This window comes from Streptomyces sp. NPDC046866, assembly GCF_040704625.1.
Lineage (GTDB): Bacteria > Actinomycetota > Actinomycetes > Streptomycetales > Streptomycetaceae > Streptomyces.
The window spans coordinates 484,418-497,941 of the sequence record NZ_JBEYXN010000001.1; the positions used below are offsets into that span (position 1 = coordinate 484,418).

Sequence of the window (13,524 nt, forward strand, 5' to 3'; positions counted from 1 at the left end):
GCCGCGCTGCCTGGCCTAAGGTGTCCGAAGCTCACCTAAGGAGACGGACCCCTATGCCAGGCAGCGCCGCTGTCACCCGCAACACACTTCGTCAGCAGATCGCGGACGCGCTGCGCGACGAGGTGCTCGCGGGACGCCTGCCACCGGGCACCGAGTTCACGGTCAAGCAGATCGCCGAGCAGTACGAGGTCTCCGCGACCCCCGTCCGCGAAGCGCTGGTCGACCTCTCCGCCCAGGGGCTGCTGGAGTCGGTGCAGCACCGGGGCTTCCGCGTGCGCGTCTACACCCTGGACGACTTCCGGGGCATGATCGAGGCCCGTACGCTCGTCGTCGACGGGATCTTCCGGCGGCTCGTGGAGCGCGGCACCGCGCCCGGCTCGAGCGACCTGCTGGTGTCGGTGCGCCGTCGGGCCGAGGAGGCGGGCCGGGCTGCGCAGAGCGGCTCGCTCGAAGTGCTGATCGGCTACGACCTGCGCTTCTGGAGGGAGCTGAGCGGGCTGGTCGGCAACACGTACATCTCTGACTTCCTGCACCGGATCCGGGTGCAGTGCTGGGCCTTCACCGTGCCGTACCTGAAGGCGGCCGCGGACCTCCACGCGGCGCTGTGGTCGGGGCACGGCGAGCTGATCGACGCCGTGGCGCGGGCGGACGCCGACGAGGTGCGGCGCCTGGTGCTCGCGTACAACCAGCACGCGCTGGACTGGGCCGCGACCTTGAAGCCGGTCGCGGCGTGAGCGACGCGAGCGTGGACCGCCACGCCGCCGCCATCGCCACCGCCGCCTGGGCCGCGACCGCCTCCTGCGCACCCGCTGCCCAGCCCGCCGCCGTCCCCGCCTCCCGGGCCGGGGCCGAGGGCCCCGGGCTGTCCGTCGTCATCCCCGTGCGCGGGGAGCGGGACCGCATCGGGGCGACGGTCGCCGCCGTCCGCGAGCATCTGGAGGGCCGCCCCGGGGGCTGGGAACTGGTCCTCGTCGACGACGGCGGCGCCGAGGAAGGGGCCGAGGGCGGGGCCGAGCACGCCCCGGACTCCCGGGTCCGCACGGTCCGCCTCGACGGTCCCGCGGGCGAGGGCGCGGTGCTGCGCGCCGGAGTACGGGCGTGCGCCGGCCGCCGGATCCTGCTGCTGACCGACGCCGGGGCCGGCACGCCCCTGGACGAGCTCGCCCGCCTGGAGCAGGCCCTCGGCCGGGCCGAGGACGGTCGCCCCGGCGAGCCCGATGGGGCCGGCGGGCCCGATGGGGCCGGCGGGCCCGATGGGCCCGGCGAGCCCGATGGGGCCGACGGGGTCGGCGGGCTCGGCGGGCTCGGCGGGCTCGGCGAGCAGGGCACCGCCCGCCGGCCCGTCGCCGTGCTCGGGCGGAGCCGGAGCCGCCTCGGCCGCGCCCTCGGCATCCCCGGCGTGCCGGGCTTCCGCACCGGCACCTTCGGCTTCGCCCTCTTCGACGGGGACGCGGCGCGCGCCGCCTTCGCCGCCTCGGTCCTCGACGGCCCGGCCGTCGACGCCGAGGTCACCCGCCTGCTGCGGCGCGGCGGCGGCACGGTGGCCGAGGTGCCGGTACGCCGCACAGCCGGAGGCCGCGGGCCCGGCCCCGCCGCAGGCGCAGCCGGCCACGGCCGCGGGCGCGGCCGCAGGCGCGCCCTCGTCGAGCTGCTGCGCCTGAACGCGGGCGGCCTCGCCGTCGCCGCCGTCTTCCTCGCGCTCTCCTTCCACGTCTTCCACGGCCTGTGGGCGGACCTCGACGGCCGGTACCTCAACGACGCGCTCCAGGACCAGAACCAGTGGGAATGGTTCGTCGGCGTGGCCACCGACAACATCACCCACCTGCGCAATCCGCTCTTCACCATCGCCCAGGGCATGCCCGACGGCGTGAACCTGATGGCCAACGCGACGATGCTCGGCCTGACCGTGCCGCTCATCCCCGTCACGCTCGCCTTCGGCGAGACCGTCACCTTCGCCCTGGTCCTCACCCTCGGCATGGCCGCCAGCGCCTGGACCTGGTACTGGATGATCCGCCGCCGGTTCGTCGAGAGCCGCTGGGCGGCCGCCGCGGGCGGGGCGCTCGCCGCGTTCGCGCCGCCGATGGTCTCGCACGCCAACGGCCACCCGAACTTCGTCGTCCTGTTCATGATCCCGCTGATCGTCGACCGGGCCCTGCGGCTGTGCGAGGGGCGCAGCGTGGTGCGCGACGGGGTGCTGCTCGGGCTGTTCGCGACGTACCAGATCTTCCTCGGCGAGGAGCCGCTGCTCATCGCCGCGCTCGGCATGCTGGTCTTCTGCCTGGCCTACCTGCTGGTGGACCCCCGGCGCGCCCTCGCCGCCGTGCGGCCGCTCGGCCGGGGCCTGGCGGTGGCGGCGGCCGTCTGCCTGCCGCTGCTGGCCGTCCCGCTGTACTGGCAGTTCTTCGGGCCGCAGAGCTACCACTCGGTCCTGCACGGCGACAACGCCGGCAACAGCCCGCGCGCCCTCGTCGAGTACGCCGCCCGCTCCCTGTTCGGTGACCCCGAGACGGCGGGCCGGCTCGCGCTGAACACCACCGAGCAGAACGCCTTCTACGGCTGGCCCCTGCTGGCCTTCGGCGCGGCCGTGTGCGTGTGGCTGTGGCGGCGCCCGGCCGTGCGCGCGCTGGCCCTGACGGGGGCCGCGGCGCTGCTGCTGTCCCTGGGGCCGCGGGTGCCGGTGCCGCACAGCGGGATCGTGCTGCCCGGACCCTGGTGGGGGCTGGGGAAGCTGCCGCTGTTCGAGTCGGTGATCGAGGGGCGCGTGGCGATGGTGTGCGCCCCCGTTCTGGGCGTGCTGCTGGCGCTCGCGCTGGACCGGACCCTCCGGGTGCGGGCGCGCGAGCTGCGGACGCTCGGGCTGTTGGCGGCGGCCGCGGCGCTGCTGCCGGTGCTGCCGCTGCCGCTGACCGTGCGGGAGCGGGCGCCGGTGCCGGCGTTCATCACCTCCGGGGCCTGGAAGGGCTACGTCAACGAGGGCGAGGCACTCGTTCCGGTACCGCTGCCGGACCCCGGGCAGGCCGATGCCCTGCACTGGCAGGTCGAGGCGGACTTCGGCTTCCGGCTGGCCGGCGGCTACTTCAACGGGCCGTGGGGGCCCGACCGCATCGGGATCTACGGGGCGCCCCCGCGCCACCTGTCGAACCTGCTGCGGGACGTCCGCTACGGGCAGGAGCCGCCGGAGATCACCCCGCAGTGGCGGGAGCAGGCCCGGCAGGACCTGGAGTACTGGAAGGCGGGCGCGCTGGTGCTGCCGGACCAGGACCGGGCGGACGTGCTGCGGCAGCTGGTGAGCGGGCTGGTGGGCCGGCAGCCGGAGCGGGTGCGGGACGTGTGGGTGTGGAAGGTGGGGGCTCAGGGGTAGCCATCTGGGGCGCAGGAGGTTCTGCGCAGGCCTTCGCGGAGGGTGTCCGGAGCATTACGCTGGCGGGATCGGCGGCAACGAATGATCGGAGCCCGCGTGGCCTGTGACCTGTGGCTGGTCCCCCTTGTCGACGTGCTGTGCCACAGCCCCGACAACCCCTTCGCGGAAGAGATCGCCTCGTACGACAAGGCGCTGGGCGAGGCCGGACTGCCGTCCGTGCCGGTGTTCGCGTACATGCCGGGGCTGAGCGGGGACGTGGCCCCCGTCGCCGGCTTCGACTACGACGCCCTGCACTTCCTGCGGCGGGCGTACCTGCTGCAGATCTGCGGGCTGCCGGTGACGCCGGTGGACGAGCTGGGCGGCGACTACGAGCAGCTGCTCGAGATGTTCGAGTCGACGGCGCAGCAGTCGCACCTGGTGTGGCACTACGACCACGCCGGGGCGTACGTGCCGGTGGACTTCGCGGTGCCGCTGGCGAACGAGGAGCTGTTGGCCGGGGGCGGGCCGCTGGGGTCGGCACAGGGGCTGCTGCGGGAGCTGGTGCTCGTGGCGCCGTCGATCGGGATCGACCCGGGGAATCCGCCGGTGGCTCCGCCGGCGCCGGGGAGGCCGACGGCGCTGGAGGAGCCGGCGGGGCCGATCCCCTCCGGGGAGGCCGGCGGGCCGTTCGCGCGGGAGCGGCACGTGTGGCTGGGGCTGCATGCCGCTGCCACCCGGAGCCTGGGCCAGGGCTCGATGATCGTGTTCAGCTGAGCCGCGTCCCGTCCCGGTCGGTGTCGATCCCGCCCGGGAGGGGTGCGGCCGCTGCGCGGAGCCTTCTCCCCGCCCCGCCCTTTCTCCGTATCCCGGGGCTCCGCCCCGGCCCCCGTCCGCCTCAAACGCCGGCGGGGCTCAAAAGATCGGGGCTCCGCCCCGGACCCCGCGCCTCAAACGCCGGCGGGGCTCAGCAGTCCGGCCGGGCTGAGAAGTCCGGCGGGGCTGAGAAGTCGCCTCGAAGGCCGGCGGTGCCGAGACGGGGAGTCGGTGGGTCAGCGGGGTTGTTCCGGGGGGCGTTGGCGGGGCATGTTCGGGCGGGTGCCCGGGGGGAGGGGGTAGCGGGGCGGAGGGGTGGAGCCCGGCTCGCCGGCGCGGGGGGAAGGGGTCGACAGGGACTGCATGACCACCGGGGCGGGCCCGGAGGCGAACTCGATCATCCACTCCGCGGTCTCCGACCGCACGAGCTCCGTCACGTCCTCAGAGAACCTCCGCAGCACCCCGAGGCACCGCTCCGCCGCCTCGCTCGCGGTCCCCTCCGTCGGCCCCAGCACCTCCCGCACGTTCTCGGAGGCCCAGTCGAACTGCAGGGTCTGCAGTCGGCGCTGCACGGCCTGGGCGGTCGCGACGTCCCGCATCCACCCCGACGTGAGCCCGAAGAACCGGTCGCACCCCACGCAGGCCGCCCCCAGCAGCAGGGCCAGGTATCCGTACGACGTGGCGCCCGGGGCGGAGCCGGTGAGCTCCAGCAGCGGCATCGAGGCGCCGATCACGGCTCCGGCGGCGGCCCCCGCCCGCAGGATCCGGGCCCCCAGCCGCTTGCGGGCCCGGTCGGACATGTACCACTCGGCGGTGCGCAGCGCATCCGCCTCGACCCGCCGGTAGAGCTCGTCCAGCCGCTCGGCGGGCTCGCCCCAGTCCCCGAGGGGGAACGGTCCGCCGGTCAGATCGCCCGCCGCCATCGGCCCGCTGCCCTCCTCCCGGGGATCCCGGGGTGGCCCCTCGGGCTGCATCTCCGGTTGGCTCACCCGGCACTCCCTCTGCCTGCGCTGACTGTGGTGGTGCGCGTGTGCGCAATGATGCGCATGCCCTTCCTACCTTCGAATGGCGGCGGATGGGCGTCGAATCCCCGGATTTCCGCCCGCAAGGAGGTCTCCATCAGGGACGCGCACGCCCCGCCTCTCACTCGAAAGAGTTGGTCCTCACGGCGTAGGGCGCTGCGCGCGGCGACCACGTAGGCTCGGATTGACCAAGCGTCCAGACGAAGCGTCCAGACGCGTTCCGACGGTACGGAGTGAATGACCTGTGTTTCCCGGTGGCGGTCAGCCCAACATGCAGCAGTTGCTCCAGCAGGCCCAGAAGATGCAGCAGGACCTCGCGGCGGCCCAGGAGGAGCTGGCGCGCACCGAGGTCGAGGGCCAGGCCGGCGGAGGCCTGGTGAAGGCCACCGTCACCGGCGCCGGTGAGCTGCGCGCGCTGGTGATCGACCCGAAGGCCGTGGACCCGGAGGACACCGAGACCCTGGCCGACCTGGTCGTCGCGGCCGTGCAGGCGGCCAACGAGAACGCCCAGGCGCTCCAGCAGGAGAAGCTGGGGCCCCTCGCCCAGGGCCTGGGCGGCGGCACCGGGATCCCCGGCCTGCCGTTCTAGCCCCCGGCGCCGCGGTACCTTCCGGTACCTTCCCCCATCCCCCTTCCCCTTCCGTTTTCCCCGAGAGTTAGGCAGTCCGTTGTACGAAGGCGTGGTCCAGGACCTGATCGACGAGCTGGGCAGGCTGCCCGGCGTCGGGCCCAAGAGCGCGCAGCGGATCGCCTTCCACATCCTCCAGGCGGAGCCCGCCGATGTCCGCCGCCTGGCGCACGCGCTGCTGGAGGTCAAGGAGAAGGTCCGGTTCTGCGCCGTGTGCGGGAACGTGGCGCAGGAGGAGCGGTGCGGCATCTGCCGCGACCCGCGGCGGGACGCCACTGTGATCTGTGTGGTGGAGGAGCCGAAGGACGTGGTCGCGATCGAGCGGACGCGCGAGTTCCGGGGCAAGTACCACGTCCTGGGCGGCGCGATCAGCCCGATCGAGGGCGTGGGTCCGGACGACCTGCGCATCCGCGAGCTGCTCGCGCGCCTCGCGGACGGCGAGGTGACCGAGCTGATCCTGGCCACCGACCCGAACCTGGAGGGCGAGGCGACGGCCACGTACCTCGCGCGCATGATCAAGCCCATGGGCCTGAAGGTCACCCGCCTGGCCAGCGGGCTCCCCGTCGGGGGAGACCTGGAGTACGCGGACGAGGTCACGCTGGGGCGGGCCTTTGAAGGAAGGCGACTTCTCGATGTCTGACGCAACGCTGAACATCCTGGGCCAGGATCCGGACGACTTCGCCGTCTCGATCGCGGACCAGATCGAGTCCTTCATCGTCGCGGTCACCGAGGTGGCCAGGGGCGAGGACCCGGACAGCGCGGTGCCCTTCCTCCTCCTGGAGTTCTCCCAGCTGCTGCTCGCGGGCGGCCGGCTGGGCGCCTACCAGGACGTCCTGCCCGACGAGCGCTACGAGCCGGACCTCGGCCCGGAGCCGGACGTGGACGAGCTGCGCGAGCGCTTCGCGTACCTGCTGGAGCCGGTCGACGTGTACTCCGAGGTCTTCGACCCCTACGAGCCGCGCAAGGCGCCGGTCGCGCACCGGATCTCCGACGACGTGGCCGACGTGGTGGCGGACCTGCGGCACGGCCTGGCGCACTACGGGGCGGGCCGGACGGCCGAGGCCCTGTGGTGGTGGCAGTTCTCGTACTTCTCCAACTGGGGCTCCACGGCCTCGGCCGCGCTGCGCGCCCTGCAGTCGCTCGTGGCGCACGTACGCCTGGACCAGCCGCTGGAGGCCCTGGACGGGCTGGACACCGACGAGGACCTGGCCGAGGACGACCTCGCCGAGCAGGCGGGCCGGGTCATGGCCGAGGAACTCGGCCCCCTCGGCCGCCGCCCGGCCCGTCGGCCGTAGTGACGTGTTGAGCGGTCCGCCGTCCGATGCGGCGGGCGGACCGTTCAGGTGAACTTCGGGCTCAGGAGCACGTCAGGTCGAACGTCGCCTGGTTGGACTTCATGAGGACGTTGGGCTTCAGGATTTCGACCTGCTCCCAGCCCGTCAGCTTGGTGCCGGCGGCGCCTGACCTGGTCCAGTCGTTGGTGACCGTCTTGGTTCCCGGGGCATCGAAGGTGACGACCTCGGACTGTCCGGCTGCGCCGTCGTCCCGGGTCCAGCGGTAGATGACCTGTCCCGCACTTGTGGACGTGATGGTTGCGCTGAAGTTGATCACTGTCACCGGGGTGCAGGGCACCGTGCCGGTGGCCGGGGTGGCCGTGGCGGTCACCGAGGTGACTTTCGCGGCCGAGGTGTTCGGCTCCTGCGGCTTCGTCCCGCAGAACGTCTTGAGGGCCTCCGCCGAGCCGTCGTTGTACCCCTTCTCGAAGTTGGGGTCGACCGCCGCCAGGCCGGGCGCCTTCGGCGGGGTCTCGCAGCTGGCCTTCGTCGCGTCGAATCCGGCCTTGCGGCCCGCGGCGTACTGCTCCTCGGGTGTCTTGGTCTTGTCGGTCTCTCCGGCCGGCTTCGCCGGCGAGGTGCACTTCACCGCAGCACCCTGGCCCGGGGTGGCGCTGTACTGGCCGTAGGGCAGGTTCTTGGCCCGGAAGTTCCCCGACTTCGACACGCCGACGGTCATGCTCTGGCCGGTGTCGGAAGTGATGGTGACCTTGCCGGCCCCGTTGAACCCGGAGCCCGTGAGCGTGTAGCGGGCGCTGCTGGCGGACTGGCCCCCGCTCTTTTGGAGGGCGCATTGACCGTCCGCGGGTGCGGCGGCCGTTCCCGCCGTGGTCCCCAGAGCGGCCGCGGCCGGGGCGAGGGCCATGGAGGAGGCCAGCAGGGTGGCCAGGAGCGTGATGCGACGCGTGCGGTTCATCGTTCTTTCCTCCTGTCGGAATGGGAACCGAGACAGGGTGGACGGGCAGGAGAACCTTGCGTGGCATGCCGCAGATCATTTTACGCCGGACGGGCCCCCCGGTCACGGGACGGCGGCCACGCCATGATCACGGGATGAACGGGATGTCTCATGATGCGGTACGCGTCGGCCGCATCGCGGGCGCTCGTTACACTGGCCCGCGACCGAGTACTGGATTGAGCGAGGAGCGCACGTGGGCCTTGTCGTGCAGAAGTACGGAGGCTCCTCCGTAGCCGATGCCGAGGGCATCAAGCGCGTCGCCAAGCGGATCGTGGATGCCAAGAAGAACGGCCACCAGGTGGTCGTCGTGGTTTCCGCGATGGGCGACACGACGGACGAGCTGATCGATCTCGCCGAGCAGGTATCGCCGATGCCTGCCGGGCGTGAATTCGACATGCTGCTGACCGCCGGAGAGCGGATCTCCATGGCCCTGCTGGCCATGGCGATCAAAAACCTGGGCCACGAGGCGCAGTCGTTCACCGGCAGCCAGGCAGGCGTCATCACCGACTCGGTCCACAACAAAGCGCGCATCATCGATGTCACGCCGGGCCGTATCCGCACCGCGCTGGACGAGGGCAACATCGCCATCGTCGCCGGGTTCCAGGGCGTGTCCGCCGACAGCAAGGACATCACCACCCTGGGCCGCGGCGGCTCGGACACGACCGCCGTCGCGCTCGCCGCGGCGCTGGACGCCGAGGTCTGCGAGATCTACACCGACGTCGACGGCGTCTTCACCGCCGACCCGCGCGTGGTGAAGAAGGCCCGGAAGATCGACTGGATCTCCTCCGAGGACATGCTGGAGCTCGCCGCCTCCGGCTCCAAGGTGCTGCTGCACCGCTGCGTGGAATACGCGCGCCGTTACAACATCCCGATCCACGTCCGTTCGTCCTTCTCCGGACTGCCGGGTACCTGGGTCAGCAACGAGAAGCCCGAGTCGCAAGGGGACGATCAGGTGGAGCACGCCATCATCTCCGGAGTCGCCCACGACGTCTCCGAAGCCAAGATCACTGTCGTCGGCGTCCCGGACAAGCCGGGCGAGGCCGCGGCGATCTTCCGCGCCGTCGCGGACGCCGAGATCAACATCGACATGATCGTGCAGAACGTGTCCGCCGCGGCCACCGGCCTGACGGACATCTCCTTCACCCTCCCCAAGACCGAGGGCCACAAGGCCATCGACGCCCTGGAGAAGGCGAAGGCGCAGATCGGTTTCGACTCCCTGCGCTACGACGACCAGATCGGCAAGATCTCCCTGGTCGGCGCGGGCATGAAGACCAACCCGGGCGTCACCGCCTCCTTCTTCCAGGCGCTGTCCGACGCGGGCGTCAACATCGAGCTGATCTCGACCTCCGAGATCCGCATCTCGGTGGTGACCCGCCAGGACGACGTCAACGCGGCCGTCGTCGCCGTCCACACGGCCTTCGGCCTCGACTCCGACAGCGACGAGGCGGTCGTCTACGGAGGCACCGGACGATGACGCCGGCCCGGTCGACCCCGGCTCCGGCGCTCGCCGTGGTCGGGGCGACCGGAGCGGTCGGATCCCTCCTGCTGCGGAACCTGTCCCGGCGGGCGGACGTCTGGGGCGACATACGCCTGATCGCCTCCGCGCGCTCCGCCGGCCGCATGCTGGCCGTGCGCGCGGAGGAGACCGAGGTGCTCGCCCTCAGCGAGGACGCCTTCGACGGGCTCGGTGCGGGCGACGTCGTGCTCTTCCTCACCCCGGCCGAGGTCTCGGCCCGCTGGGCGCCCGTCGCCACTGCCCGCGGCGCGGTCGTCGTCGACCAGTCCGCCGCCTTCCGCGAGGACCCCGAGGTGCCGCTCGTGGTGCCCGAGGTCAATGCGCCGGCCGTACGGAACCGGCCGCGCGGGATCGTCGCGAGCCCGGACTGCGTCACCGCCGCCATGAGCGCGGCGCTGGGCGCGCTGCACACCGAGTACGGGCTCGCCGACCTGACCGTGTCCTCGTACCAGGCGGCGAGCGCCGCCGGACGGGCCGGGTCCGAGGCGCTGCGCCGGCAGCTGTCGCTGGTCGCCGGGACCTCGCTGGGCGAGATGACCGGGGACGTGCGGCGCGCGGTCGGCGAGGACACCGGGCCCTTCGCGGGGCCGCTCGCGCTGAACGTGGTGCCGTGGTCGGGGGAGCTGCGCGAGGGCGGCTGGTCCTCGCACGAGCTGGCCGTACGGGCGCAGACGCGCCGGATCCTGCGGCTGGAGGCCCTGCCGGTGGCGGTGACCTGCGTGCAGGTGCCGGTGCTGACCGGGCACTCGCTGAGCGTGCGGGCCCGGTTCGAGGCCGCGGTGGACGCCGGGCGGGCGCGGGAGGTGCTGGAGGCGGCGCCGGGCGTGGTCGTCGTGGACGATCCCGCGGCGGGCGAGTTCCCGACCCCGGTCGACGCGGCGGGCACGGACCCCGCGTGGGTGGGGCGGCTGCGGGGCTCGCTGGACGATCCGCGGTCGCTGGAGTTCTTCGTGTGCGCCGACAACCTCCAGGGCGGGGCCGCCCTGAATGCCACTCAGATCGCGGAACTGATCGCTGGTGAATTCGCGTAATTCACTTTGTAGGATCAGTGTCTGATCCCTTGATCAAGGTGATGTCCTGACTGCCGCCGGCCGGACGGGGCCATCAGGAAGAGCGAGTACGCATGAGGGCAATGAAGACATTGCTGGTGAAGCCGCCTCGCGCGTACAACCCTGGCGGGGGGACGCGTGTCCAACTGGCGTGGCAGAGGCACTTCTCGAATACGCCGGCGTTCCGGTGCGCAGCACGATCGCTGTGCCGCGCCGGCCGTCCCGCACGCCCGGCGGCTTCCCGGTGATCGTCCCGGTTCCGCCGACCGTGCCTCCGGCCGCCCTGACCGCCGTGCCCACCCCGGGCGGCCGCGTGCCCGCGCCGCGCGGTAGCGCCGAGGCCTCCGGGAGCGCCGAGGCCTCCGGGAGCGGCGAGGCCTCCGCAGCCGGTGAGGAGGCGGCGGGCGCCGCCGGAGCCCCCGCCGACGCCGCCGACGGGGCGCGCGAGGTCGTCGCCGGCACGACCGTCGACCACCTCACCGAGACCTACCGGGCCCACTACCGCTCCCTGCTGGGCCTGGCCGCACTCCTCCTCGACGACACCGCCTCCTGCGAGGACGTGGTCCAGGAGGCGTTCATCCGCGTCCACTCGGCCCGCAACCGGGTCCGCGACCGCGACAAGACCCTGGCGTACCTGCGCCAGACCGTCGTCAACCTCTCGCGCTCCGCGCTGCGCCGCCGCATCCTCGGCCTCAAGCTGCTCTCCAAGCCGATGCCGGACATGGCCAGCGCCGAGGAGGGCGCGTACGACCAGCTGGAACGGGACGACCTCATCAAGGCCATGCGGGGGCTCCAGCGGCGGCAGCGCGAGGTGCTGGTGCTGCGGTACTTCGCGGACATGACCGAGGCCCAGGTCGCCGAGACCCTCGGCGTCTCCCTCGGCTCGGTCAAGGCGTACGGATCGCGGGGCATTGCCGCGCTGCGGGTGGCGATGGAGGCTGCGCAGTCATGATGGACGACCACACCGCGCCGGGCGGCACCGCCGAGGAGCAGCGGCTGCGGATCCTCTTCCACGGCGCGGTCGCGGGCCTGGAGCCCTCCGACGGCGCGCTGGAGCGGCTGCAGGCCGCGGTCCCCGCCCGCCGCACCCGCAGGCGGCGGGCCCTGGTCGGTGCGGCCGCGGCGGTCCTGCTCGCCGGCGGCGCCGTCCCGACCGCCCTGCACCTGCGCACCACCGGCGGCGAGGGCGGCGTGGAGCACTCCGCCATGGCGGGCCACGGCGAGGACCCCGCCGCCGCGGAGCCGGGCGACGGTCCGGCGCACCACCCGGGCCCCGGCGGGGGGCCCCACCCGCCCCAGGCGCCCGGCCACGGCATCGGCCCCGGAGGCACCGGCGACCGCCCGGACCCCACGGCCGGCGGCTCCCCCGAGGGGCGCGCGACCGGGGAGCCGACCGGGGGCGCCTCGGCCGGGCCCCGAACCGGCCTCGGCTCCGGGCCCATGCCGCCGGTGGCCGCGGCCGGGGTCCCGGCCTGCGGGGCGGAACAGCTCGGCGTGCAGGGCAGCGCCCGCGCCCCCGAGCCCGACGGCAAGGTCTACGGGAGCTTCAAGGTCACCAACGTCTCGGCGCGCGGCTGCGCCGTCGTCGGCCCGGACACCGTCACGGCGTCCTCCGTGAACGCCTCCGCACCCGGCAAGACCGCGGGCGTCACCGTGGTCGGCCACACCGCGGGAGACCCGGCGGCGGGGCTGCTGCCCGACCCGTCGGCGGAGGCCTCGGTGATGCTGCTCCAGCCGTACACGGCGTACGAGGTCCGCTTCGCCTGGGTGCCCTCGGACGGGTCCTGTCCGGCGGCCACGCCCGATCCGGCCGCGAAGACCCCCGCGGGCGACGCCCCCAAGGACGAGCAGCGCACCGGCGGCACCTCGGGCGCGTCGGGGACCACCGCCCGCACGGACGGGCCCGCCCCCGACCCGGCGGCCGGGGTGGCGGTGACCCACACCCCGAACACGGCCGTGCCCGGCGCCGCGCCGACCACGCAGGCCACCATCCCCGCGGCCTGCGGGGGCACCGTCTACCGCACGGGCGTCATTCCGCTGGAGACGCCGGCGCCGAAGCCGTGACCCGGGCCGGCTCCGCGGCCTCGGCCCCGGCCAGCAGCCCGGCCTCGGCGTCGCGCAGGGTCTCCACCTCGCGGCGGTACAGCCGGAACCACATGAACAGCACGAACGCGACGAAGACGAACCACTCGCCGGTGTAGCCGAGGTTCTGGAACGCCTTCAGGTCCAGCCCCGTGTCGGTCGGCGCCTGCGCGGGCACCGGAGTCATCCCGTCCGCCGGGGTCTGCACCGTCAGCCAGGCGTCGTACAGCTCGTACGGCACCAGGTTGACCAGCGAGGCCGCCCCGATCACCCCGAGCTGCCCGGCCGGCAGACCGCCCTGCGCGTGCACGCCCTTGCTGCTGGAGGTCTCCGAGGCCTGGAGTGCCCCGGTGACCTCGACCCGCCCGGCCGGCGCGGCCGGCGCCCGGCCCGCGTCCGGCGCGCCCGGCAGCCAGCCGCGCACCACCGGGACGGCCTTGCCGGAGTCGGTCTTCAGCAGGGTCAGGACGTAGAAGCCGGTCCTCCCGTCGAGCTGCCGCTGCGGGACGAGCAGCTGGTCGGCGTACCGGCCCGACACCGAGGCGAGCCGGCCGGAGGTCTTCTTGTCGACCGGGAGCAGCGACTCCAGCGGCGCGGCGGCCTCCCCGGCCGGGTGCCCCTCGGCCGCCTCCCGGTGCGTGGCGACGCGGTCCTCGAACCGGCCGAGCTGCCAGCTGCCCATGAACAGGCAGAAGGGAACGGCGAGCGCGACGAAGACGTTGATCCCCCACCAGCGCGGGGTCAGGAGAAACCGGTGCACCCCTCCACCGTACGGGGGGTGCACC

The 13,524-nt window shown here is 73.6% G+C and carries 13 protein-coding genes; 10 read left to right on the forward strand and 3 right to left on the reverse strand.

Annotated elements, in window-relative coordinates; translation table 11 throughout:
• The first annotated feature begins 53 nt into the window (after positions 1-53).
• The 3 genes from AB0953_RS02290 to AB0953_RS02300 all read left to right on the forward strand — a co-directional run bounded on the left by AB0953_RS02290 (position 54) and on the right by AB0953_RS02300 (position 4,114).
• Positions 54-734 (forward strand): GntR family transcriptional regulator, encoded by a 681-nt coding sequence (locus AB0953_RS02290; RefSeq protein WP_366857457.1) that lies wholly within the window; start codon positions 54-56, stop codon positions 732-734.
• Positions 731-3,361, forward strand: a complete 2,631-nt coding sequence (locus tag AB0953_RS02295; RefSeq protein ID WP_366857458.1) for a glycosyltransferase — start codon at positions 731-733, stop codon at positions 3,359-3,361. The genes AB0953_RS02290 and AB0953_RS02295 overlap by 4 nt, the downstream gene beginning before the upstream one ends.
• A 96-nt stretch (positions 3,362-3,457) precedes the next feature.
• Positions 3,458-4,114 (forward strand): hypothetical protein, encoded by a 657-nt coding sequence (locus tag AB0953_RS02300; RefSeq protein WP_366857459.1) that lies wholly within the window; start codon positions 3,458-3,460, stop codon positions 4,112-4,114.
• Between the two features lie 275 nt (positions 4,115-4,389).
• Here AB0953_RS02300 and AB0953_RS02305 read toward each other — a convergent pair whose 3' ends face one another.
• Complete coding sequence (locus AB0953_RS02305) at positions 4,390-5,142, reverse strand: SLATT domain-containing protein (protein ID WP_366857460.1); 753 nt, start codon at positions 5,140-5,142, stop codon at positions 4,390-4,392.
• 277 nt (positions 5,143-5,419) lie between these two features.
• On the opposite strand from AB0953_RS02305, the gene AB0953_RS02310 reads away from it, so the two are divergent.
• The 3 genes from AB0953_RS02310 to AB0953_RS02320 all read left to right on the forward strand — a co-directional run bounded on the left by AB0953_RS02310 (position 5,420) and on the right by AB0953_RS02320 (position 7,098).
• The gene (locus AB0953_RS02310; protein WP_366857461.1) at positions 5,420-5,764 is read left to right on the forward strand and encodes a YbaB/EbfC family nucleoid-associated protein; all 345 of its coding nucleotides are present in this window, start codon (positions 5,420-5,422) and stop codon (positions 5,762-5,764) included.
• A 79-nt stretch (positions 5,765-5,843) separates the two neighbouring features.
• Positions 5,844-6,443 (forward strand): recombination mediator RecR, encoded by a 600-nt coding sequence (gene recR, locus AB0953_RS02315; RefSeq protein WP_361918066.1) that lies wholly within the window; start codon positions 5,844-5,846, stop codon positions 6,441-6,443.
• Entirely contained in the window at positions 6,436-7,098 is a 663-nt protein-coding gene (locus AB0953_RS02320; RefSeq protein ID WP_366857462.1) for a DUF5063 domain-containing protein, read from the forward strand. The genes recR and AB0953_RS02320 overlap by 8 nt, the downstream gene beginning before the upstream one ends.
• A gap of 61 nt (positions 7,099-7,159) precedes the next feature.
• On the opposite strand, the gene AB0953_RS02325 is transcribed toward AB0953_RS02320, so the two are convergent.
• Complete coding sequence (locus AB0953_RS02325) at positions 7,160-8,053, reverse strand: hypothetical protein (protein ID WP_366857463.1); 894 nt, start codon at positions 8,051-8,053, stop codon at positions 7,160-7,162.
• A gap of 232 nt (positions 8,054-8,285) precedes the next feature.
• Between AB0953_RS02325 and AB0953_RS02330 the strand changes: the two genes are divergently transcribed.
• The 4 genes from AB0953_RS02330 to AB0953_RS02345 all read left to right on the forward strand — a co-directional run bounded on the left by AB0953_RS02330 (position 8,286) and on the right by AB0953_RS02345 (position 12,721).
• A complete protein-coding gene (locus AB0953_RS02330; RefSeq protein WP_366857464.1) occupies positions 8,286-9,566 on the forward strand; it encodes an aspartate kinase in 1,281 nt (426 codons plus the stop codon).
• A complete protein-coding gene (locus AB0953_RS02335; protein WP_366857466.1) occupies positions 9,563-10,639 on the forward strand; it encodes an aspartate-semialdehyde dehydrogenase in 1,077 nt (358 codons plus the stop codon). The genes AB0953_RS02330 and AB0953_RS02335 overlap by 4 nt, the downstream gene beginning before the upstream one ends.
• 169 nt (positions 10,640-10,808) lie before the next feature.
• The gene (locus tag AB0953_RS02340; protein ID WP_366857467.1) at positions 10,809-11,609 is read left to right on the forward strand and encodes a SigE family RNA polymerase sigma factor; all 801 of its coding nucleotides are present in this window, start codon (positions 10,809-10,811) and stop codon (positions 11,607-11,609) included.
• Entirely contained in the window at positions 11,606-12,721 is a 1,116-nt protein-coding gene (locus AB0953_RS02345) for a hypothetical protein (protein ID WP_366857468.1), read from the forward strand. Before AB0953_RS02340 ends, AB0953_RS02345 begins: the two co-directional genes overlap by 4 nt.
• On the opposite strand, the gene AB0953_RS02350 is transcribed toward AB0953_RS02345, so the two are convergent.
• Positions 12,687-13,499: an SURF1 family protein gene (locus tag AB0953_RS02350; protein ID WP_366857469.1), complete on the reverse strand. Its 813-nt coding sequence runs from the start codon at positions 13,497-13,499 to the stop codon at positions 12,687-12,689. The genes AB0953_RS02345 and AB0953_RS02350 overlap by 35 nt on opposite strands.
• Positions 13,500-13,524: the final 25 nt, after the last annotated feature.